The 18,966-nt window shown below is 70.8% G+C and carries 20 protein-coding genes and 1 tRNA gene; 10 read left to right on the top strand and 11 right to left on the bottom strand.

Annotated features, from left to right (window positions below):
- Nucleotides 1-118 precede the first annotated feature (118 nt).
- Both dnaG and rpoD read left to right on the top strand, forming a co-directional pair.
- On the top strand, nucleotides 119-1,906 hold the full coding sequence (gene dnaG, locus GUY59_RS39460; protein WP_236667945.1) for a DNA primase: 1,788 nt from the start codon (nucleotides 119-121) through the stop codon (nucleotides 1,904-1,906).
- 471 nt (nucleotides 1,907-2,377) lie between these two features.
- On the top strand, nucleotides 2,378-3,481 hold the full coding sequence (gene rpoD, locus GUY59_RS39455) for an RNA polymerase sigma factor RpoD (RefSeq protein WP_425465103.1): 1,104 nt from the start codon (nucleotides 2,378-2,380) through the stop codon (nucleotides 3,479-3,481).
- Nucleotides 3,482-3,565: 84 nt separating this feature from the next.
- On the opposite strand, the gene GUY59_RS39450 is transcribed toward rpoD, so the two are convergent.
- The 6 genes from GUY59_RS39450 to GUY59_RS39425 are packed head-to-tail and all read right to left on the bottom strand — an operon-like array spanning nucleotide 3,566 to nucleotide 10,501.
- Nucleotides 3,566-4,396: a transporter substrate-binding domain-containing protein gene (locus GUY59_RS39450; protein WP_252375174.1), complete on the bottom strand. Its 831-nt coding sequence runs from the start codon at nucleotides 4,394-4,396 to the stop codon at nucleotides 3,566-3,568.
- Entirely contained in the window at nucleotides 4,393-5,754 is a 1,362-nt protein-coding gene (locus GUY59_RS39445) for a hypothetical protein (RefSeq protein WP_138206760.1), read from the bottom strand. The genes GUY59_RS39450 and GUY59_RS39445 overlap by 4 nt, the downstream gene beginning before the upstream one ends.
- A complete protein-coding gene (locus GUY59_RS39440) occupies nucleotides 5,751-6,428 on the bottom strand; it encodes an FHA domain-containing protein (RefSeq protein ID WP_138206758.1) in 678 nt (225 codons plus the stop codon). The genes GUY59_RS39445 and GUY59_RS39440 overlap by 4 nt, the downstream gene beginning before the upstream one ends.
- Nucleotides 6,428-7,717 (bottom strand): vWA domain-containing protein, encoded by a 1,290-nt coding sequence (locus GUY59_RS39435; protein ID WP_138206756.1) that lies wholly within the window; start codon nucleotides 7,715-7,717, stop codon nucleotides 6,428-6,430. Before GUY59_RS39435 ends, GUY59_RS39440 begins: the two co-directional genes overlap by 1 nt.
- Nucleotides 7,710-8,564 carry a PP2C family serine/threonine-protein phosphatase gene (locus GUY59_RS39430; RefSeq protein ID WP_252375173.1) on the bottom strand — a complete coding sequence of 285 codons (855 nt, stop codon included), beginning with the start codon at nucleotides 8,562-8,564 and terminating at the stop codon, nucleotides 7,710-7,712. Before GUY59_RS39430 ends, GUY59_RS39435 begins: the two co-directional genes overlap by 8 nt.
- Nucleotides 8,561-10,501, bottom strand: a complete 1,941-nt coding sequence (locus tag GUY59_RS39425) for a serine/threonine-protein kinase (protein ID WP_252375172.1) — start codon at nucleotides 10,499-10,501, stop codon at nucleotides 8,561-8,563. The genes GUY59_RS39430 and GUY59_RS39425 overlap by 4 nt, the downstream gene beginning before the upstream one ends.
- Between GUY59_RS39425 and GUY59_RS49465 the strand changes: the two genes are divergently transcribed.
- Nucleotides 10,488-10,682, top strand: coding sequence for a hypothetical protein (locus tag GUY59_RS49465; protein WP_236667940.1), 195 nt, complete (start codon nucleotides 10,488-10,490; stop codon nucleotides 10,680-10,682). The genes GUY59_RS39425 and GUY59_RS49465 overlap by 14 nt on opposite strands.
- Before the next feature lie 43 nt (nucleotides 10,683-10,725).
- Here GUY59_RS49465 and GUY59_RS39420 read toward each other — a convergent pair whose 3' ends face one another.
- Nucleotides 10,726-11,892, bottom strand: coding sequence for a hypothetical protein (locus tag GUY59_RS39420; protein ID WP_138206752.1), 1,167 nt, complete (start codon nucleotides 11,890-11,892; stop codon nucleotides 10,726-10,728).
- A gap of 180 nt (nucleotides 11,893-12,072) precedes the next feature.
- Here GUY59_RS39420 and GUY59_RS47930 point away from each other — a divergent pair, with 180 nt between their 5' ends.
- The 3 genes from GUY59_RS47930 to GUY59_RS39410 are packed head-to-tail and all read left to right on the top strand — an operon-like array spanning nucleotide 12,073 to nucleotide 14,033.
- On the top strand, nucleotides 12,073-12,231 hold the full coding sequence (locus GUY59_RS47930) for a hypothetical protein (protein ID WP_171055570.1): 159 nt from the start codon (nucleotides 12,073-12,075) through the stop codon (nucleotides 12,229-12,231).
- Between the two features lie 57 nt (nucleotides 12,232-12,288).
- Nucleotides 12,289-13,563, top strand: coding sequence for an amylo-alpha-1,6-glucosidase (locus GUY59_RS39415; protein WP_165959868.1), 1,275 nt, complete (start codon nucleotides 12,289-12,291; stop codon nucleotides 13,561-13,563).
- A complete protein-coding gene (locus tag GUY59_RS39410) occupies nucleotides 13,560-14,033 on the top strand; it encodes a hypothetical protein (RefSeq protein ID WP_138206750.1) in 474 nt (157 codons plus the stop codon). The genes GUY59_RS39415 and GUY59_RS39410 overlap by 4 nt, the downstream gene beginning before the upstream one ends.
- Before the next feature lie 39 nt (nucleotides 14,034-14,072).
- On the opposite strand, the gene GUY59_RS39405 is transcribed toward GUY59_RS39410, so the two are convergent.
- Entirely contained in the window at nucleotides 14,073-14,387 is a 315-nt protein-coding gene (locus GUY59_RS39405; RefSeq protein WP_132337270.1) for a YtxH domain-containing protein, read from the bottom strand.
- Nucleotides 14,388-14,513: 126 nt separating this feature from the next.
- Here GUY59_RS39405 and GUY59_RS39400 point away from each other — a divergent pair.
- Nucleotides 14,514-14,585 (top strand) — tRNA-Asn (locus GUY59_RS39400).
- A 158-nt stretch (nucleotides 14,586-14,743) separates the two neighbouring features.
- Entirely contained in the window at nucleotides 14,744-15,043 is a 300-nt protein-coding gene (locus GUY59_RS39395) for an HAD-IA family hydrolase (protein WP_138206748.1), read from the top strand.
- A gap of 24 nt (nucleotides 15,044-15,067) precedes the next feature.
- Here GUY59_RS39395 and GUY59_RS39390 read toward each other — a convergent pair whose 3' ends face one another.
- From GUY59_RS39390 to GUY59_RS39380, 3 genes are read right to left on the bottom strand one after another with little or no spacing between them, the layout of a single operon-like run.
- Nucleotides 15,068-15,400 carry a toxin-antitoxin system YwqK family antitoxin gene (locus GUY59_RS39390; RefSeq protein WP_138206746.1) on the bottom strand — a complete coding sequence of 111 codons (333 nt, stop codon included), beginning with the start codon at nucleotides 15,398-15,400 and terminating at the stop codon, nucleotides 15,068-15,070.
- Nucleotides 15,401-15,414: 14 nt separating this feature from the next.
- On the bottom strand, nucleotides 15,415-16,677 hold the full coding sequence (locus tag GUY59_RS51040) for a YwqJ-related putative deaminase (protein ID WP_138206744.1): 1,263 nt from the start codon (nucleotides 16,675-16,677) through the stop codon (nucleotides 15,415-15,417).
- Nucleotides 16,674-16,982 (bottom strand): hypothetical protein, encoded by a 309-nt coding sequence (locus GUY59_RS39380; RefSeq protein ID WP_138206742.1) that lies wholly within the window; start codon nucleotides 16,980-16,982, stop codon nucleotides 16,674-16,676. The genes GUY59_RS51040 and GUY59_RS39380 overlap by 4 nt, the downstream gene beginning before the upstream one ends.
- 316 nt (nucleotides 16,983-17,298) lie before the next feature.
- Between GUY59_RS39380 and GUY59_RS39375 the strand changes: the two genes are divergently transcribed.
- Both GUY59_RS39375 and GUY59_RS39370 read left to right on the top strand, forming a co-directional pair.
- Entirely contained in the window at nucleotides 17,299-18,438 is a 1,140-nt protein-coding gene (locus GUY59_RS39375) for a nitric oxide synthase oxygenase (protein WP_252375171.1), read from the top strand.
- A 39-nt stretch (nucleotides 18,439-18,477) separates the two neighbouring features.
- Nucleotides 18,478-18,966 (top strand): enoyl-CoA hydratase-related protein (locus GUY59_RS39370; RefSeq protein WP_201761878.1); only part of this gene is annotated, 489 nt, incomplete at its 3' end.

Raw genomic sequence — 18,966 nt, 5'->3', positions numbered from 1 at the left:
GAGCGGGGGGAGCGGGGGGAACACGGCGACGCTCGACGTCAAGGACGACCAGTTGCACGGCTGGCCCGAAGACCGCTTCCTGCTCGACGAGCACCGGCTGAGGAGCACCGCCACAACGATGGCGTTCGCGCGGCGCGACTGGGTGGTGCAGTCCGTCGAGGAGAGCGACCGGGTCGAGGAAGTCTTCTGCGCCACTGTCGACCATGGGCATGCCTTCGCCCTCGAAGACAACATTCTGACCGGCAACTGCTTCGGTTGCACCGAAGGCGGCGACGTGATCACGTTCGTCGAGAAGATCGAGCATCTGTCCTTCAGCGAGGCGGTCGAGCGGCTGGCGCAGCGGGCCGGCGTCCAGTTGCAGTACGAACAGGGCGGCTACGTCCCGAAGCGGGACCATGGTGAGCGGGCCAGGCTGGTCGAGGCGCACCGGGCGGCGGCCGAGTTCTACGCCGACAAGCTGCTGGGCCCCGACGCGGCGGCCGGGCGGCGGTTCCTGTCGGAGCGGGGGTTCGAGCGGGCCGACGCCGAGACGTTCGGGGTGGGATACGCGCCGGCCGAGTGGGAGTCGCTGGTCCGCCACCTGATGGGTCGCGGGTTCTCCGCCGACGAACTGGTCAAGGGCGGGCTGGCCAAGGAGGGGCGGCGGGGTCCGATCGACCGGTTCCGCGGCCGGCTGATCTGGCCCATCAGGGACGCCACGGGCGATGTGATCGGATTCGGCGCACGGAAGTTGCTCGATTCCGACGATGGCCCGAAATATCTCAATACGCCTGACTCGCCGCTTTACAAGAAGAGCCAGGTGCTTTACGGCATCGATCTGGCGAAACGGGAGATCTCCAAGCGCTCCCAGGCGGTGATCGTCGAGGGCTACACCGACGTGATGGCCTGCCACCTGGCGGGCGTACCGACCGCCGTGGCCACCTGCGGCACCTCGTTCGGTGAGGAGCACATCAAGATCCTGCGGCGGTTCCTGCTCGACCAGGCCGAGTTCCGGGGCGAGGTGATCTTCACCTTCGACGGCGACGCGGCGGGGCAGAAGGCGGCGTTGCGGGCGTTCGCCGACGAGCAGAAGTTCGTCACCCAGACCTACGTCGCGGTGCAGGGCGACGGGCTCGATCCGTGCGAGCTGCGCGTCAAGCAGGGCGACGCGGCCGTGCGCGACCTGATCGCGAGCAGGGAGCCGCTGTTCCAGTTCGCGATCAGGAGCACGATCTCCCGCTACGACCTGCGCAGCAACGAAGGCAAGATCGCAGCGCTCGACGCCGCCGCCCCGATCGTGGCCGGCATCAAGGACGTGGGCCTGCGCAAGCGCTACGCCATCGACCTCGACCGCTGGCTCGGTTTCATGGACGAGCGGTTCGTCATGCAGCGCATCTCCGAGGTGTCGGGCGCGCAGCAGGGCCGCGGCCGGCGGGTCGCCAGGGCCGCACCCGTCGATCCCAGCGTGCGGGTCGAGGGCGAGCTGCTCAAACTGGCCGTGCAGCGGCCGGCCCTGCTGGGCCCGCGCTTCGACGCGCTCGACGCGCGGGCCTTCACCACCGTCGAGCACGCGGCCCTGCACAAGGTCATTACCGCCGCCGGGGGCGTCGCCGCGGCGGGTCACGGCGGGCGGGAGTGGGTCGACCGGCTGCTGGAGCACGCTCACGAGGAGGGCGCCAGGGCGCTGGTGACCCGGTTCGCGGTGGAGGCGATCCAGACGGACGCCCACACCGAGGAGCGCTATGCCCGCGACATCATGGCGGCGGTCGAGGCCATGCCGGTCGACCGGGCCATCGCACAGGTGAAGTCACGCATCCAGCGGCTCAACCCGGTGGAGGAACAGCAGGAGTACAACAAGTTGTTCGGTGAGCTGGTGGCGCTGGAGCAACAACGCAGGGTGCTGCGCGACCGGCTCGCGGGCAGCTGACCGGGACGTCCGCGCCTGACACACCTGACACCGTGCGCTCCGGTGCGGCGAGCGGTCCACAATATGCTGCGGCCAGAAGCGGCTCCGACGGCGCCCGTCCGGCGTGGGGATCGGGGTGGCGGTCCCGGGTTGGTAACAGTTCGGCTGCGATCGCGGCCTGGAATGCCAGGCGGTTGAGCGGGGAATGCGGCGCCGTCCACCGGGCCGGACGGGGCCGGGGAGGCGTTGCCGAGGCAGCGGGAAGGGTGCGTCCGGCAGGCGGCGTCGCCGGGCGCGTGAATCCAGACCGCGTAATTGACTTTACTTTCCTGATCAAACTCGGCCTAAACCTTAAGTCGATCTCAATTCGGTAAGGACGATCGCCTTACCTTCGGTGACAAAAATGGGTCTGCCATTTGATGGAACCAATACTGCAGACTGTCTCCCGTGGGTGCATCGGTGCTGCCAAGCGGACCGCCATCGGTAGATCAGGTGGCGGACCTCGTCGCGAAAGGAAGGGAGCGCGGAAGCGTAACCGTCGATGACGTCGCAGCCGCGCTTGACCGATCCGAGTTGCCGTCCGACGCGCTGGAACGCGTCGTGCGGATGCTCGCCGAGAATGGCGTGGAGGTCCTCGAGCCCCAGGGCGACGAGGAGCCTGCCCGCGCCGATGAGGAAGACGTAGGCAAGCGGGCGCCGACCAGCGATCTCGTCCGTATCTATCTACGGGAGATCGGCCGCGTGCCGTTGCTGACCGCCGAGGAGGAGGTGGAGCTCGCCAAGTCGATCGAAGCGGGCCTGTTCGCCGAGGACAGGCTGGCCAACGGGGTCTCGCGTCTGGCCTTCCCTGAGCTCAGGGAGCTCGTCTGGCAGGGCACCCGGGCCAAACAGCGGCTGATCGAAGCCAACCTCAGGCTGGTGGTGTCGATCGCCAAGCGGTACGTGGGCCGCGGCATGTTGTTCCTGGACCTGATCCAGGAGGGCAACCTCGGGCTCATCCGGGCGGTCGAGAAGTTCGACTACACCAAGGGTTACAAGTTCTCCACCTACGCGACCTGGTGGATCCGTCAGGCGATCACACGGGCCATCGCCGACCAGGCGCGCACCATTCGCATTCCGGTGCACATGGTGGAGACGATCAACAAGCTCGTCAGAGTGCAGCGCCAGCTCCACCAGGACCTCGGCCGGGAGCCGATTCCGGAGGAGATCGCCAAGGAGATGGACCTCCCTGTCGATCGTGTGGTGGAGATCCAGCGCATCGCCCAGGAACCCGTGTCGCTGCAGTCGCCGATCGGAGAGGAGGACTCCGACCTCGGCGACTTCATCGAGGACGCCGACGCGGTCGTGCCGATGGAGGCCGCGGCCTTCATCATGCTGCAGGACCAGCTCGACGACATCCTGGCCACGCTGTCCGACCGCGAGCAGCGCATCATCCAGCTCCGGTTCGGCCTGGCCGACGGGCATCCGCGCACGCTGGAGGAGGTGGGCAGGGAGTTCGGCGTCACGCGGGAGCGCATCCGGCAGATCGAGTCGAAGACCCTGGCCAAGCTCCGCCACCCGACGCGCGCCCAGATGTTGCGGGACTACCTGGACTGATTCGAGGGGAACGGGCCCGGGCGAACGCGTCCGGGCCCGTCCCACGTCCGGGAGCCGGGCGAGCGTGCCGGCCCCGTCCCGTGGTCAGGAGCAGCCCTCGAACTGCGGTACCGCGATCGTGTCGAGGTCCAGCCCCGACTTGCCGAACCACTTCTTCAGCAGCTTCTCGGCGGTGCCGTCCTGGTACATGTCGGTGATCGCCCGGTTGATTGCCTCACAGGCCGGTACGTCGCCCTTGGGCAGGCCGATGCCCGAGCGCTGCTCGTTGAACTGCGCGTTGGCCAGCCGAAGCCCCGCACCGTCCTGCGCGGCGAGGCCCGCCAGGATGACGTCGTTGGTGGTGACCGCGTCCACCTGGTTGCTCTTCAGCGCCGCCAGGCAGCGCCGGTAGTCGGGGAACGGCACGACCCGCGCCGCCACCTTCCGCTCCTCGACGACGCGCTTGGCCGCGTTCGCGCCCGTGACCTCGCAGATCCTGCGCCCCTCCAGGTCGCGCACGTTCTTGATCGTCTCGTCGGCCCGGACCAGGATGTCCTGGTACGAGATGTGGTACGGCCCCGCGAACGACACGTTCGCCTTGCGGTCCTGGCTGATCGTGTACGTCGCCACCACCATGTCGGCCCGCCCGTCGACCAGCACGTCGTCCCGGTCGGCCGCCAGCGTGGGCAGGAAGGTGAACTCCTTGTCCAGCTTGCCGGCGACGTAGCGGGCCACGTCCACGTCGAAGCCCTCGAAACCGCCGCCGGGTGTGCGGAACCCGACCAGCGGCAGGTCGGGGCGTACCCCTATGACGATCTCGTCCTTGTCCAGGATCGACTCCTGGTCGCGAATGCCGCAACTGGTCACGAGGACCGCGGCCACGGCAAGCAGCACGGCCAACAGCCCGGCCGGCGGCATTCCCAGCACCCGTTTCACCGGTACTCCTTGAGTCGGGGCCGCACTCCGGCGATCACCAGCAGGCCGATCGCGCCGATGGCGAAGGGAAGCAGCAGCCACAGGGTGTTCAGCGCGCCCTCGCCTGCGTCGATCGCGCGCTTGAAGACGCCCTGGTGTGTTTCCGCCAGCTTGAGCAGCGCCTCGTCGTAGGCGGTGAACGCGGTGGTGACCGGTCCGAGCCGCTCGGCGACCGCCTCGTTGGTCTGGCCGCCGAGCGCGAGCCGGCGGAACTCCACGTCGGCGGCCTGGAAGTCCCGGTACGCCGCCAGCGCGGCCTTGCCCTGCCGGCCGCCGAGCTCCGGCCCGAGCAGGCCGAGGAAGTCCGTCGAGCCGGTGGTCACCTTGCGGTGGTAGGCGTCGAGGTTGCCCGCCTCGAAGTAGACGACGGACATCGACTTGTCCAGGTACGTGTGCTCGTAGGTGTCGGCCCGCTCCTTGTCGAGCAGGTAGCGGCTCTGGTCGCCCTGCATGCTGTTGCTGATCGCGCGTGCCTTGGCGAGCGTGAGCACGGAGTCGAAGCCGTCCGACTTGGCGGTGCGCAGCGCCTGCATGTCCTGGCCGAGCACGGCCACCCCGGAGACCAGCGCGAGCGCTGTGGCCAGCGTGGCGGCGATCAGCGCCGGACCGAAGACGCGGCGGAAGCGCCGCGCGAGGAAGATCTGCAGCCAGAGCAGGCAGCCGATCGCGACCACTCCGGCGACCACGACCGCGTCGCGCAGGAGGGGCACGGTGAACGCCTTCTCGTCGTAGGTGCCGCGGACGATCGTGCCGTTCTCCAGGGTCAGGTTGTACGCCTGCGGCAGCAGCACCTGGCGCATGAGGTCGGTGGCGTCGCGGTAGGACCGCACCACCTCCTCCGGCGGCGGTCCCGGCGCGTGCCCGGAGCGTTCGTCGAGCAGCAGCGCCTGCCCGGCGAGCCGCTCGTAGCGGCCGAGCCCGTCGAGCACCGACTGCACGGTCCGCCGTTCCGCCGGGTTGTCGCCGGACAGTTCGAACGCCTTCAGCAGGGCCTGGTTGGCGACGGAACGCTGCTGCTCGTAGCGGGTGGTCGCGGCCTCGCGCTCACGGGGGTAGCCGTCGCCCATCACCAGGACGTTGGCCACCTGCGCGTCCATGTCGCTCAGCGCCAGGTAGAGGCCGGCGGTGGCGACGACCTGCGGGCCCGCGTCGCGGCCGATGACCTGCAGCCCGTCGCGGGCCGTCGAGCTGCCGGCGGCGAGCGCCACGAACAGCAGCGCCAGCGAGGCGACGGTGATGCCGGAGATGACCCGGATGCGGCCGGGGACGCCGCGCTCGACGGGTGACGACGTGCCCGGCCGGGTCCGCACCAGGGTCACGGCGTGCCCTCCCTGATGGCGATCACGGTCCAGGCGCCCAGGTGGATGCGGTCACCGGGGCCGATCCTGACCGGCACGTTCGTCTGGAGCGGCCTGCCGTTCACCTGGGTGCCGTTGGAGGAGCCGGGGTCGACCAGCTGCCAGGAGCCGTCCGGCTGGGCCAGCAGCACGGCGTGCAGGTGCGAGACGCCCGGGTCCTCCGGCGGGCCGGTCAGGTCGATCTCGGGTGCCAGGTTCCTGGCCTTGCTGCGCCGCCCGATGCGTACTTGCTCGCCGTGCAGCCCGAACGAGCGTTCAGGACAGTACGGCGGGAACGCGACCGCGTCGGCGTCGGGGCCGCCCTCGGCGATGACCTTCTCGTAGTAGGAGCGATCGGCGGCGGTGACGGCCTCCCACCGGGCCCCGGTCACGGGGAGCGGGACGGCGGCCCCGGCGGCCCCGGCGGCCCCGGCGGCCCCGGCGGCCCCGGGGGCGCCGCTGTAGTCGTGGCCGCACACCTCGCAGAATTGCCCGGCCCGCGGCGTCCGGCAGACGGGGCAGCTCTCGGCGGCGGAGGGCTCCTGGGCCGGCGGCTGGGGCGCGGCGGGCGGCGCAACAACTCCCGCCATCCGCGTGCCGCACACGTCGCAGTAGTCGTCGGCGCTCGAGGGGTGGCCCTGCGGACAGGTAGCCATCAAATTCCTTCCCTGCGCAGCCGGCTGGTGCGGACGGAGCCGGTGTCCAGCTCGAGCGTGTCCTCCTTGTCCACGTTCTTGTGCAGCCGGGCCGTGCCGGTGGCCGGATCGACCTCGACCACCCGGTCGAGCAGCTTGGCGGTGTCCTCGCGCCCGGACGCGCCGGCCAGGTCCCTCGCCTTGGCCAGGCGGGCCGTCGCGGTCTCGATGTCGCCCATCGCCCTGGCGCTGAGCCCGTCCTGGATGAGGTCGTGCAGCTCGGCCTGGCCGGTGTAGTGGGCGACGTTGCCGTTGATCTGGGTGGACAGCGCCAGGTCGTCGGTCCACTGGGCGAGCACGTTGCCGCTGGCCAGGACGTCCTGGGTGTCGGGGTGCACGAGCTTGACCCAGCCCGCCCTGATCTCCTGCCCGACCTGCCCGGGTGGCACCTCGACGCAGATATGGTATTTGCGCTCCTCGGGTCCCCAGGAGCCCGTCGGGTAGTCGCCGGTCAGCGGGTTGACGTCGGCGCGTTTGCCGGTCAGGTCGAGCAGCACCGGGTCGACCTGCTTGACGAACATGAGCCGCGCGGCCTGCGGCACCCACACGCGCAACGACAGGTCGGCCATGGTCTTGTTCATCGACGCCTGCGTGAGCCGGCGGAAATACTCCGGCAGGTCCCCCTGGTCGCGCACGTAGTCGAAGGTGCCGAGCATCGCCTCGGCCACCTTGCGCAGCTCGGCGGGCTGCCAGTCCGCGCCGATCCCCAGGCAGTCGCACACGAACGTGCCGCTCCACGCCGACAGCACCGAGTCGAACACGTCGGCGCGCTCGTTGTTCTGGCCGTCGGTCATGAGCAGCGCGTGCTTGATCGCGTGAGGTCGGGTCGACAGCAGGTGCCCCGCCAGCTTCAGCCACTCGCCCATGGCGGTTCCGCCGTACGACAACAACCTCTCGACGGCCTTGGCCGCCTCGGCCCTGGTGGCAGGGTTCGCCTGGACCAGGCTCGGCGTGCTGCCACTCGGGTAGACGACCTTGGCGCTTCCCGTGCCGGAGACCACCGCGAAGTGGACGCCGTCGCGCAACGTCTGCACGGCCGTGGCGGCGGCCTGCCGGGCCTCGCGGATCTTGGCGCCGCTCATCGAGCCCGACGTGTCCACGATGATCACTTCGGCGGCCTCCGCCGGGACGGCCTGCGTGGTGACGCCGCCGGTCGAGCTCACCGTGAGAATGGCGTGCACCTCACGCCCGTCGAGGGAAAGGTACTTGTTCTGGTCGATGGTCAACGTGAAAGCGGGCCGGTCACTCATGGACTTCTCCTAGGGGGATCACGACGATGGTCACGTTGTCCTGGCCGCCGGAGTCCAGCGCGTGGCGCAGCAGCTCGCGGGCCAGTTCAAGCGGGGTCCCCGCGCGAGGGAAGGCGAAGCCGTCCAGATAGCGCCAGAGGCCGTCGCTGCAGACGAGCAGGTGGCCGGGGCCGCGCGGGGTGAGCGTGCGCACGTTGAGCGTGACGCCGACGGCGTCGGCGCCGAGCCAGGCGGTGATCTCGCCGGTCGGGACGGCGTCGTCCGTGGTCAGCAGGGTGCCCTCGGGCAGCCAGTACGCCCGGCTGTCGCCCGCCCAGCCGAGCGTGACGCGGCCCGGCCCGACCACGGCGGAGACGTACGTGCAGGCGGGGGCGTCGTGCACGGAGGTGGCGAGCTTGCTCACGGCCCGCCCGGCCAGGTCGAACGCCTCCTCCGGCGACAGCCCTCTGCACAGCGCGGCCGACGCGGTCTCGACGGCGACCGCGGACGCCTCGTCGGCCCTGGGCGAGCTGCCCACGCCGTCGCAGACCACGGTCACGGTCGTGCCGCCGGCGGTCAGCAGGGCCATGGCGTCCTCGTTGCGGCTGCGCCGCAGCCCTCTGTCGGTGACGCCCGCGGCGCCGCCGACGAGCACGATCTCGGCGTGGTCCCGGTCGGTGGGCTGGCGCAGGCCGCACCGCTCGCAGTAGCCCTCGGCGTCGACGGCCGCCGCGTCGCAGAACGCGCACACGGGGGAGCCCAGCGCGTGGCCGCACGCCTCGCAGTAGACGTCGCCCTTGAGCACCGGGGTCTGGCACACCGGGCAGGCGGCCGGTGCGTCGTGCTGGATGGGCTGGGGATCTGTCACACCCACGTCCTCGGTCGTACGGTGTTGGCCTGGTCGATGAGCGCGAGGCGCTCCTGGCGGGTGCCGGCCGTCACGGCCAGCCTGCGGTAGATCGACTCGATGGACCTGCGCAGCCCGGTTTCGGTGAACGGCGCTCCCGCGAGCGTCACGTTCTTCGGCGGCTTGCCGGTCCGCAGCCAGGTCAGCGCCGCGCCGAGCAGTTCGGCGGTGAGCAGGTCGCGGCGGCGCGGGTCGAGGTCGGCCTGGGCGGCCACCCGCTCGACCGCGCCCGTCAGGCCGGCGACGGTGAGCCCGCTCAGGTCGGGCCGCCGCACCACCGACGCGGCCAGCGCCACCTGCGCCGCGACGCGGTAGAACGACGTGGCGGGCACCTCGTCGAGCACGGTCATCCGGCCCGTCCTGGCCAGCCCGAACGCCGCGCTCACGTAGGAGTGGTCGGTCCGCCAGACATACTCGTACCAGGCGGCGGCCGGCTTGCCGGCGTGCTCAAGAGCGAAGGCCAGGGCCAGCTTCGGCGCGAGCTCTCCCGGCAGTTCCGACACGCAGGCGTCGAACCTGGTCACGGCCTCCTGCTCCTGGCGCCGGGCCAGCGCCAGCACCCCGCGATACCAGGTGGGCCGCCAGTCGCCGGGCAGTTCCGCGGACAGCTCGTCGAGCACGTCGCCCGCCTCGGCCGCCCCGCGCTCGGCCAGCAGCCTGGCGCGCATCAGCTTCGTCTCGGGCGTCTGCGGCATCGCGGAGAGCTGGTCGACCAGCGTCCCGCTGTCACGGCCGAGCAGCCCCGCCAGCGATCCCGCGGCCGGGTCGGCGGGATCGACCAGCGGCACGGGCAAGGCCGTCGCGACCGCCGCCGGATCGAGCGGCTCGAACACCTCGTCGGGGGCGTCCGACAGCGCCGTTCCCACCGCCGTCCGCTCCGGCCCGAACAACGTCGAGAGCGCCGGGTACGGCACCCCCTCCTCCACGGCGCTGAGCTCCCGCAGCACCCCGACGAGCTGCTCCTCCATCTCCCACGCGCGCTGGAAACGCCGGGCGGGATCGGCGGCGGTCGCCTTGCGGAGCAGCCGGGTGAACGACGGGTGCCCGCAGTCCACCGGCAGCGGGGCGGCGACGCCGCCCTGCGCGGGACTGAACCCGGGCACCGCCAGCACCGCCAGCGTCCTCGCCACGGTGTACAGGTCGGAGGTGACCGACGTCGGCTGGGTGTCCAGCTCGGGCGCGTGGTAGCCGACCGTGGCCCACGACGAGCCGGGCGGCGAGCCGATGGGCTGCACCGCGCCGAGGTCGATGAGCTTGAGCCGCTTGCCGACCCTGATCACGTTGGCCGGCTTGAGATCGCAGTAGGCCAGGCCGTGCTCGTGCAGGTAGCCGAACGCGTGCAGGATCTCCCTGCCGTACAGGAGGGTGTCGCGCAGCGGCAACGGGCCCTGGCGGCGCAGCTCGTGCAGGGACTGGCCGCCTACGTACTCCATGACGATGTAGCCGAGGCCGGCCGAGCGCTGGAAGTTGAAGATCTTGACGATGTTGGGATGGTCGACCGTGGTGAGGAACTTCCGCTCGGCCTCGGCCGCCGCCAGCGCCTCGGGGTCGTTGGTGTTGAGCAGGCCCTTGAGCACCACCCACCGGCCGTCGAGGTTCTCGTCGGAGGCGAGGTAGATCCAGCCGAGCCCGCCGTGCGCCAGGCAGCCGAGCACGCGGTACTGGCCCGCCACCAGGTCGCCCTTGCCCAGTTTGGGGGTGAACGAGAACGCCGTACGGCAGTGCGGGCAGAACCCGTCCGTCAGACCGGGGCGGCCGTCCCTGGAGCGGCCCACGGGTTTCCCGCACGCCGGGTTGGCGCAGTGCCGCTTGTTCTCCGGCACCTGGGGGTCGGGCATCACCGCCCCGGCCGGGTCGCGGTAGGGCACGGACGGCAGGTCCGCGATGGTGGCCAGCACGCCGGCCCGCGACCTGCCGCTGCTGCCCGTGGGCCCGCTCACCGGCCTGCTCACCGGCCTGCTCACCGGCCTGCTCACCGGCTGGGTGACGACCGGAGCGGACACGGGGCCCGATGCCGGCACGGGCTGCGCCGGCACGGGCTGGGGCGGGCTCGCGGCGGCGCCGCACCAGTCGCAGTAACCCTCGTCGATCGTTCCCGTGCAGCCGGGTTGCGCGCAGCGGGTCATCGCTTACCTCCGTGGATCGCGCGCTGGTAGGCCTCGACGGCCGCCGCCGCCTTCGTCAGGTTGCACGGAGCGCTCCACAGCAGCGCGCGGGCCCGTACGAACGACTCCGACACCGCCGGGTCCTCGGCCAGCCCTTTACGGGCCGCCATCGCCTCGCAGGCGCCGAGCCGCCCGCGCAGCTCGTCGCGCCTGCCGATCAGGCCGTAGAGCGCCTTCGCCGTGGTTCGCGCCTGCTCGGCGGCCTGACGGGCGTCGTCCTCGAGGCGGGCCAGGCGCTTGGCCCGCAGCACCCAGGGGTCGGCCGAGACGTCGAGCGCGTCGAGCTCGGCGGCCAGCGCTTCGACCTGGCCGCGCGGCTGGGCCTGCGGCGGCAGGGCGATCTTGGCGACGACCGCGCCGTGGGCCAGCCGCGCCTCGCTCTCGGCCGCGCGTACGAGGTCGAGTGCGGCCACCAGGTTCTCGCGCCGCTCGGCGAACTCCCGCTTCACGCTGATCGCCAGGTCGAGCTCGGCGCGGGAGGAGGCCAGCAGGCGCGTCAGCCGGTCGAGGTCCGGGTCGACGCAGGAGCCGAGCGGGTCCTCCAGCGTCGCGGTCCGCAAGCGCGCCAGCTCGCTCGCCTCGGCGGTCAGGCCGGCGCTCTCTCCCAGCTCGCGTTCGAGGTCGCAGATCTGGCGCAGGTCGGCCTCGGCGCCGTCTAGGCGCGGCAGTACGGCGTTCCACACCGCATCGATGTCGTTGAGCGCCGAGGTCACCCCACGGAAGGCGGCCTCCATCCGGATGACGGCCTCGTCGAGGGTCAGCCGCAGGTCCGGGTGCGGGAGCAGGGAACGCTGTTCGACCGGCCTGGCGGCGACCCGGAGCACGACGGAGGACCCGGCCAGCAGTTCGGTGAGCGCCGAGAGCTGCTCGGCGCCGGGCCGGGCGCGCGAGGCCCTGATCTGCTCGGCGCGGCGCAGCACCGCGCGGTAGGCGTCGTTGAGCCGCCACAGGACGTCCAGATCCTCCTGAGCGGTCGCCCATCGCCGTTCCGTGGTCCCGCGTAAGGAGGCCCCTTTGAGCACCTGGTAGGTGGTATGGGCTTCGAGATCGAGCAGGTCGCCGGAGATCCGGTCGCGTTCGTCCGCGCGGGCACGCAGTGCGTAGTCCGCTGCTTCCCTGCTCATGGGCGGTCCCAGGATCATCACGCTCCCCGTGAAGCGGGCCCCCGATGCCCCGGTGCTCGTTACCGACACAACGCGAAGGTCGTACCGGTTGGTTCCGAAGTGGGGGGAACCCCTGACTTGTCCCTGATTCAACCCTGTGTCGCCTGCAAACCGCTTAAAAGGCCTCGTACCGTGTCGAACATGGGACGTATTCTTCTGATCATCGTGGCCATCGTCGCCGCGCTCCTGCTCCTCGGCCCTCTCGTGGGCTTGGCCCTCAGTCTGCTCAAGTGGGGTCTGCTCATCGGCGGCGTGGCGCTCGGCGTCATGTTCCTGGCGAGGTGGGTGAAAAGGGCCTGACGAACGGCGCGTGGCCGCGCAGTAGCTTCCCGCGGGATCCGCAGGCATAGTTGGGTGATGGAGGCGCGGCCGGCGGTCGACGACGCCGCGCTCGGGCACGAGGCGCTGGCCGTGCTCGAGGCGAACTGGACGGGCACGGGTACCGTGCCCGCGCCGGGCCTCTACCCGCACCAGTGGAGCTGGGACTCCGCGTTCGTCGTCATCGGCCTGGCCAGGCACCGGCCGGACCGTGCCCGAGAGGAGCTGCTCAACCTGCTGCGCGGGCAGTGGGCGACCGGGATGGTGCCGCACATCGTCTTCCACACGCGGGAGGCGTACTTCCCCGGGCCGTCCGTATGGCGCTCCCAGGAGCACGACGCCGCGCCGCGCGTGCTCACTTCGGGGCTCATCTCACCGCCGCTGCAGGGACTCGCCCTGTGGTGGCTCTACCGGCACACCGGCGACGTCGCGTTCGTCAGGAAGGCGTTCCCGGCGCTGGTGGCCCAGCACGACTACCTCGCCTCCGCCCGCGACCTGGGCGGCGCCGGGCTGGCCGCGATCGTGCATCCGTGGGAGTCGGGCATGGACGACAGCCCCGCCTGGGACGACGCACTCGCCGCACTCCCCGTCATCAGGTACGGCTATCGCAATGTCGACATGGAGGAGCGCCACCCCGACAGCGCCCACGACCGCTACGTCTGGCTGGCCATGCGTTACCGCGACGCCGGATACAGCGCCGGCTACCTACGCGACGAACACCCGTTCGCGATCGAGGACCCGATGTTCAACGGCATCTGGCTGGCCTCATGCCAGGCGCTGGCGGAGCTGGCGCCACTGGCCCGCGCCGATCCCGTGCCCCACGCCGAGCAGGCCGAGCGCATCCGGCTGGCCCTGATCGAGCGCCTGTGGGACGGCGGCTTCTACGCCAGGGACCTGCGTACCGACCGGCTGATCAAGGTGTGCACGGTGGGCGGGTTCGGGCCGCTGCTGGACCCGTGGCTGCCCGGCGAGCACGTACGCACGGCCGTCGAGGTGCTGGAGTCGGCCAGGTTCATGGGCGCCACCGGCTACCCGGTGCCGAGCTGCGAGATCCGCGCGGCCCAGTTCGACCGCACCCGCTACTGGCGCGGGCCCTCCTGGGTGAACACCAACTGGCTGCTGCGCAGGGCCGCCGCCGTGCACTCCCTCGACACGCTCGCCCGGCAGCTCACCCACGGCACCCTGCGCCTGGTGCGGCAGGCCGGCTTCCGCGAGTGCTTCGACCCCTTCGACGGCAGCGGGCGCGGATGCCGGGATTTCTCGTGGAGTGCGGCGCTCACCCTGGATCTGCTCGCCGATACCGTTGGGGAATGAGCCTTTTCCGCCGGTTGCCCGCCGACGTGCGCAGATCCCTGACGATGGAGCGGGGAGAGCGGGTGCTGACGTTCACCCACACCCCGGACGGCCACGTGGTGGCCACCAACCTCGCCCTCCACCTGGCCGACGGCACGCGCCTGCCGTACGAGCAGATCGACAGGGCGTCGTGGGACGAGGAAGGCATGCGGGTGCTCACCACCGACGGCAGGTGGCACGCCGAGCGGATCGCCGAGCCGCGCATGTTGCCCGAGACGCTGCGCGAGCGCGTCAACGCGACGATCGTGGTGAACAAGCACGTCGACCTGCCGGGCAAGGGCGGCGTGCGGCTGGTGGCCCGGCGCAAACCAGGGGGTGAGGTGCTGGGCTGGACCTTCGTTTTCGACGACGGCCTCGACCCCGAGGACCCCGGCCTGCGCGCGCAGGCCGAGCAGGCCCTGGAGGGCATGCGGCGCAGCATGGGCGTGTGACCCACCGTACGTGCCCCGGGCCCCACGCCCACGCCCACGTCAGTAGGGAATGCCGCTCTCCCTGGCGTTGTGGCCCTCGACGCCGTCGTCCGGCCAGCCGGTGCCCGTGTCGGGCTTGTGGTCGTCGTGCAGGAACGGGATCCGGTGCTGCAGGGTGTCACCCACCCTCGTCCTGGCCATCCCCGCGAACCTCGACGCCTGCGCGCCGACCACCCCGGCCACCTCCTGCACCCTGGGGTTGTCCGCGACGCGCTGCGCCGTCCGCTTGATCTGCTCGTACCGCTCGCGTCCTGCCCGGCTGCCCAGCACGTAGCCGACCGCCAGTCCAACAGCGAATGTCATCCGATAACGCATTTCCCACCTCCGCTGCCTCCGGGCCTACCCTGCTTATGATGCGACACGCACTCCCAGAGTGCGCTAATCTAGTCGTGCGCACGGCGGAGGGGCCGCAAAGCCCTGGTGACGTGGGCAGAAGCCCGATCCCGCGTAGCTCAACGGCAGAGCAGCCGGCTGTTAACCGGCAGGTTATTGGTTCGAGTCCAATCGCGGGAGCTCGGTAGGTCAGGCCCCTTCCTGGATCAGGACAGGGGGCCTGAGTCGTTCCTGCGAGGCCTGATCCGGTGGCGGCAGACGGTTTGCGGGCCCGCGGATCTCGGGTGCCCGCCGAGGCCAGCGACACATAGCCGTCCCGTCGCTCATCACGAGAAGCCATCGAGATCGAAGGCGTGGTCGATGCTCTGGGCGAGCTGTCAAAATATGCCCGCATGGCCATCGTGACGACCGCCAAACGTGCGGACTTCGAACTCGTCCACGAGGAGCGCCACATCCAGCAATTCATGGAGTTCTTCGTCGTTCGTGAAGACTACCAACTCGCCAAGCCGCATCCGGAGCCATACCTGATCGGCGTGGATCGCTTCGGAGTCGGCAAGGAAGAGGTGCTGGTCATCGAGGATTCAGCCAGAGGACTGAACTCGGCCGTGGCGGCCGGGATTGACTCTGCTGGACATTGATTCGGCTGGCCCGGCCTCGGCGCGCTATCCGTCGTCGGGTGTCCCGTCCTCGTGCCAGGCCTGGCACGACACCAGCTTCCCGTGCTCGTAGATCCGGTCCTCGGCGAGCCGGCCGTTCGGATGCCAGCGCAGAAACGAGCCGTGCCGGCGGCCGCGGTCGTGCCGCCACTCCGACTCGACGCGGCCGTCAGGGTAGAAGGCCCGCGCGAGGCCGTGCGGGATCCCCTGGTCGAACGTCTGCTCGGTCATGACCGCGCCGTCGGCATAGAGCTCGCACGCGGTGCCGCTGTAGGGGGCGCCCTGATAGCGGACTCGCTGGTCCTGGTCGTATTCCAGGTCGTTCATCGTGATGCGCATGCTGGTTCCCGACCTCAGGTGGCCCATGGCGGCGTGAACTCGGTCAGCGGGCTCTGCCCCGCGGAGGGATATCGGGTGAAGTAGCCGACGGAGTTCGGTGTGTCGTACAAGAAGTTTGTGCAGTTGGCGCAGCACGGTATGCGCTGCCGGGCGGTGATGCCCTGGTAATGCTCCGACAGCAAGCGGTTGTCGAAATGGAATTCCCGCAACGTCCCGGTGGTCACCGTCTCACCGTTGCGCGTACGGTCCCACAGGGCCTTGCTGGTCGCGGTGACCTCCGAATGGGTGCCCGGTTCGCTCCAGTGCGGAAAGTCGCCCGGCGGCCAGCCCTCGTCATGCCGGAAGGGGCCGTTGCGGCGAGCCCAGCGGGCGAACTTGTCGTAGCGTTCCCGCAGGAGGGGGTGCAGGTCGTCGGGCACCCGCCGCAACATGTCATTGAGACCTTCGTACAGTTTTCCCGTGCGCCGATCCATGAGCAGCGTGTAGACCGGACCGGCCTTCGCCCTGGAGAAGGCGAGGTCGCGTGCCGCCTCCCGGCGGGCCAGATATTCCGATGACCTGGTCAATGTCAGGTCCCCCACGAACTCGCGTACCGGCCGGCCGTTCACGGCGACGATGAGGCCCTGGTTGTCGCGTTCGAAACGCAGGTCCGCGGGCCTGGGCAGCGGCATGTCGCGTTCGAGCGGGCCGGGCGGCTGCAGGTGGCCGGCCTGACCTTTTCGGGCCGAGAGCGCCGTCGTGCGTTCCGCGCCGGCGCGGAACGCCGGGACGCCGCCACCCGTCCGGGCCGTCCCCGGCGCCATTCTGGCGAGGAGCCTGCGGTAGAGGTCGCCGAACTTCGCCAGGATGGTGCGGAACTGCTGATACAGGCGGAGGGCTCTGGCCCTGACCCAGGCGCGGACATGGGGGACGGCGAGGGCGAGCGCGGCGGCCGCGGCCGCGTAGGCCGCGAGGCGCGTCCTCCCGTGCTGGACGAATTGTGCGGCGCTGTTGTGCAGGCCGGCGACGAGTCCGAAGTGGCCCGCCAGGCCGCTGGTCTGGGGGAGGACGCCGCCGGGGCCGTTGACGTGCCGGTCCGCGGCGTCCGCGGCCGGGCCCTGGTTGAGGGCGGCGCGGCGGGAGGCCGCAGCGCCGTCGCCGGCGAGCAGGGTGTAGTGGTCGGCGACGGCCTGCAGGGTTTCGGCCTGCCGGTAGGCCGGAGACGGGTCGGGGATGGACGGGAGACCCAGGACGCCGAAGTCGGCGGCGATGGCGGGATCGTCGGTGACGGCCGTCACGTGTGGTCCTGGACGGTCGTGCTGTTGAGCTGCTCGACGGCGACGTTGCGCCGGGCCATGACGGTCTGCCCGTCGCCGGCGGCGCGCAGGCCGTCACCGGTGCGCACGTGGCGCTGCAGCAGGTGTTCGGCCAGTTCGCTGAACGGGGTGTCGACCTCCCAGAAGGGCAGGCCGCTGCCGGACCGCAGGCTGCTGCGCAGCGCGGCCGTCAGCCGCTCGTGCTGGTCGGCCAGCGCCTGGAAGTCCTTCCCTGAGGCGCGCCGGCCGTCGGCGTCGATGACCACGCCGAGGGCGTTCGCGCTCACGCCTCGAGGGTCGTCCGGTTCGTGCCGGGGAGTCACCCATCACCTCCCGAATCGGGAAGACACTGTACTAGTCAAGATCCACTAGTAGGGCCGCTCGCCGCGCATAGAGACCGTTTCACGCTTTGTAGCGGGATCAACACGTATTTTCAAGTTGGCCGGACAAAGCGCCGCTCGTCGCGGAAAGATGGGGCGACCGGTCCGGTGGACCGGAGCCGCGGGACATCATGTCGGGGGCGAGGAGAGGGCGCCGCCACCAGGACGAGCCGCCGACCCGGAATCGGCGGGGCGATCCGACGACGGAGGAACTGGTTGCCGCGTGCCCACCTGGATCAAGTCACTGCGCCCTTTCGACACGCCCGCCGTGCACGCCATGAACGCCGTGCTCGGGCGTACCGCCGACCTGCGCGAGGCGGAGCGTTTCCTCAGGCTCTTCCACACCGAGAACCCCGCCGTGGGAGGGCTGCACGCACGGCTGCGGGACGTCGCCAGGGAGGTGGCCCGCACCGGGACCTACACGCACACGTACGAGGAGCTCGAGTTCGGCGCCCGGGTGGCCTGGCGCAACAGCAACCGGTGCATCGGCCGGCTCTACTGGCGCTCCTTGCGCGTGCGCGACCGCAGGCAGGTGGGCACGGCCGAGGGGGTGGCCCTCGAATGCGTCGCCCACCTGCGTGAGGCGACCGGCAACGGCAAGATCAGGCCCACGATCACCGTGTTTCCCCCCGACACCCCGGCCATGCGCGGGCCTCGCGTGCGCAACGAGCAGCTCATCCGGTACGCCGGCTACCGCACACCCGGCGGCGTCGTCGGCGACCCGCGCAACGCCGGGCTGACCGAGCTGGCCCTGAGCATGGGGTGGCGCGGCGGCTGCGGCCGGTTCGACGTGCTCCCGCTGATCGTCCAGCCGGGACTGGGTGAGGCGCTGCTGTGCAACCTGCCCGGGGACGCCGTTCTGGAGGTGCCGCTGACGCATCCCGAATATCCGTGGTTCGCCGACCTCGGGCTGCGCTGGCACGCCGTTCCGGCTATTTCGGATATGTGCCTGGAGATCGGCGGCATCTGCTACCCGTGCGCACCCTTCAACGGCTGGTACATGGGCACCGAGATCGGCGCCCGCAACCTCGCCGACGAGGACAGGTACGACCTCCTCGGGGTGACCGCCGAGCGGCTCGGCCTGGACACCTCCACCGAACGCACCCTGTGGCGCGACCACGCGCTGGTGGAGCTGAACGTGGCGGTGCTGCACTCGTTCGAGCGGGCCGGGGTCACGATGACCGACCACCACACGGAGTCACGCCGCTTCCTCACGCACCTGTCGAAGGAGGAGAAGGCCGGGCGCGTCTGCCCCGCGGACTGGTCGTGGATCGTGCCACCGCTGTCGGGCGGCGCCACCCCCGTCTTCCACCGCTACTACGACACCCGCGTCCTCACTCCGGCCTTCGTGCACCACCGATAGCCTTGCCACCCACGGCTAGAACATGGTTCGGTTGGGGCCATGGCGGAACTCGTGCTCTCAACGGTCGACCAGGGCGTGCTCACGCTGACCTTCAACCGTCCCGACACCCTCAACGCGTGGACGGACGCCATGGGGCGGCGCTACTTCGACCTGCTGGCGGAGGCGGAGAAGGACCCCGGGGTCCGGGCCGTCGTGGTCACGGGCGCCGGCAAGGGCTTCTGCTCGGGCGCCGACTTCAAGACGCTCGACGCCCTTCGGTCCGGAACCTACGACGAGCGGCCCGACCCCAGGCCCGCCACCTTCCCGACGACCATCGGAAAGCCGATCATCGCCGCGGTCAACGGGGCGTGCGCGGGGCTGGGCATGGTCCATGCGCTCGTCTGCGACCTCGTCATGACGGCCGAGGAGGCCAAGTGGACGACGGCCTTCGCGCGGCGCGGGCTCATCGCCGAGTACGGGCTGTCCTGGGTGCTGCCGCGCCTCGTCGGACAGCAGCGGGCCATGGACCTCCTGCTGTCGGGGCGGGTG

This window comes from Nonomuraea sp. K271 (assembly GCF_009908215.1).
In the GTDB taxonomy this organism is placed as follows: domain Bacteria; phylum Actinomycetota; class Actinomycetes; order Streptosporangiales; family Streptosporangiaceae; genus Nonomuraea; species Nonomuraea longispora.
This window is presented reverse-complemented; position numbering and strand designations above follow the sequence as displayed.

Bases quoted from the DNA above. Each gene is read 5' to 3' on its own strand.
- GUY59_RS39420 (WP_138206752.1), bottom strand. From the start codon at position 11,892: ATGAGCAGGGAAGCAGCGGACTACGCACTGCGTGCCCGCGCGGACGAA.
- GUY59_RS39405 (WP_132337270.1), bottom strand. From the start codon at position 14,387: ATGCGTTATCGGATGACATTCGCTGTTGGACTGGCGGTCGGCTACGTG.
- GUY59_RS39410 (WP_138206750.1), top strand. From the start codon at position 13,560: ATGAGCCTTTTCCGCCGGTTGCCCGCCGACGTGCGCAGATCCCTGACG.
- GUY59_RS39390 (WP_138206746.1), bottom strand. From the start codon at position 15,400: ATGCGCATCACGATGAACGACCTGGAATACGACCAGGACCAGCGAGTC.
- GUY59_RS49465 (WP_236667940.1), top strand. From the start codon at position 10,488: ATGGTGGCCAGCACGCCGGCCCGCGACCTGCCGCTGCTGCCCGTGGGC.
- GUY59_RS39415 (WP_165959868.1), top strand. From the start codon at position 12,289: ATGGAGGCGCGGCCGGCGGTCGACGACGCCGCGCTCGGGCACGAGGCG.
- GUY59_RS39440 (WP_138206758.1), bottom strand. From the start codon at position 6,428: ATGGCTACCTGTCCGCAGGGCCACCCCTCGAGCGCCGACGACTACTGC.
- dnaG (WP_236667945.1), top strand. From the start codon at position 119: ATGGCGTTCGCGCGGCGCGACTGGGTGGTGCAGTCCGTCGAGGAGAGC.
- GUY59_RS39435 (WP_138206756.1), bottom strand. From the start codon at position 7,717: ATGAGTGACCGGCCCGCTTTCACGTTGACCATCGACCAGAACAAGTAC.
- GUY59_RS47930 (WP_171055570.1), top strand. From the start codon at position 12,073: ATGGGACGTATTCTTCTGATCATCGTGGCCATCGTCGCCGCGCTCCTG.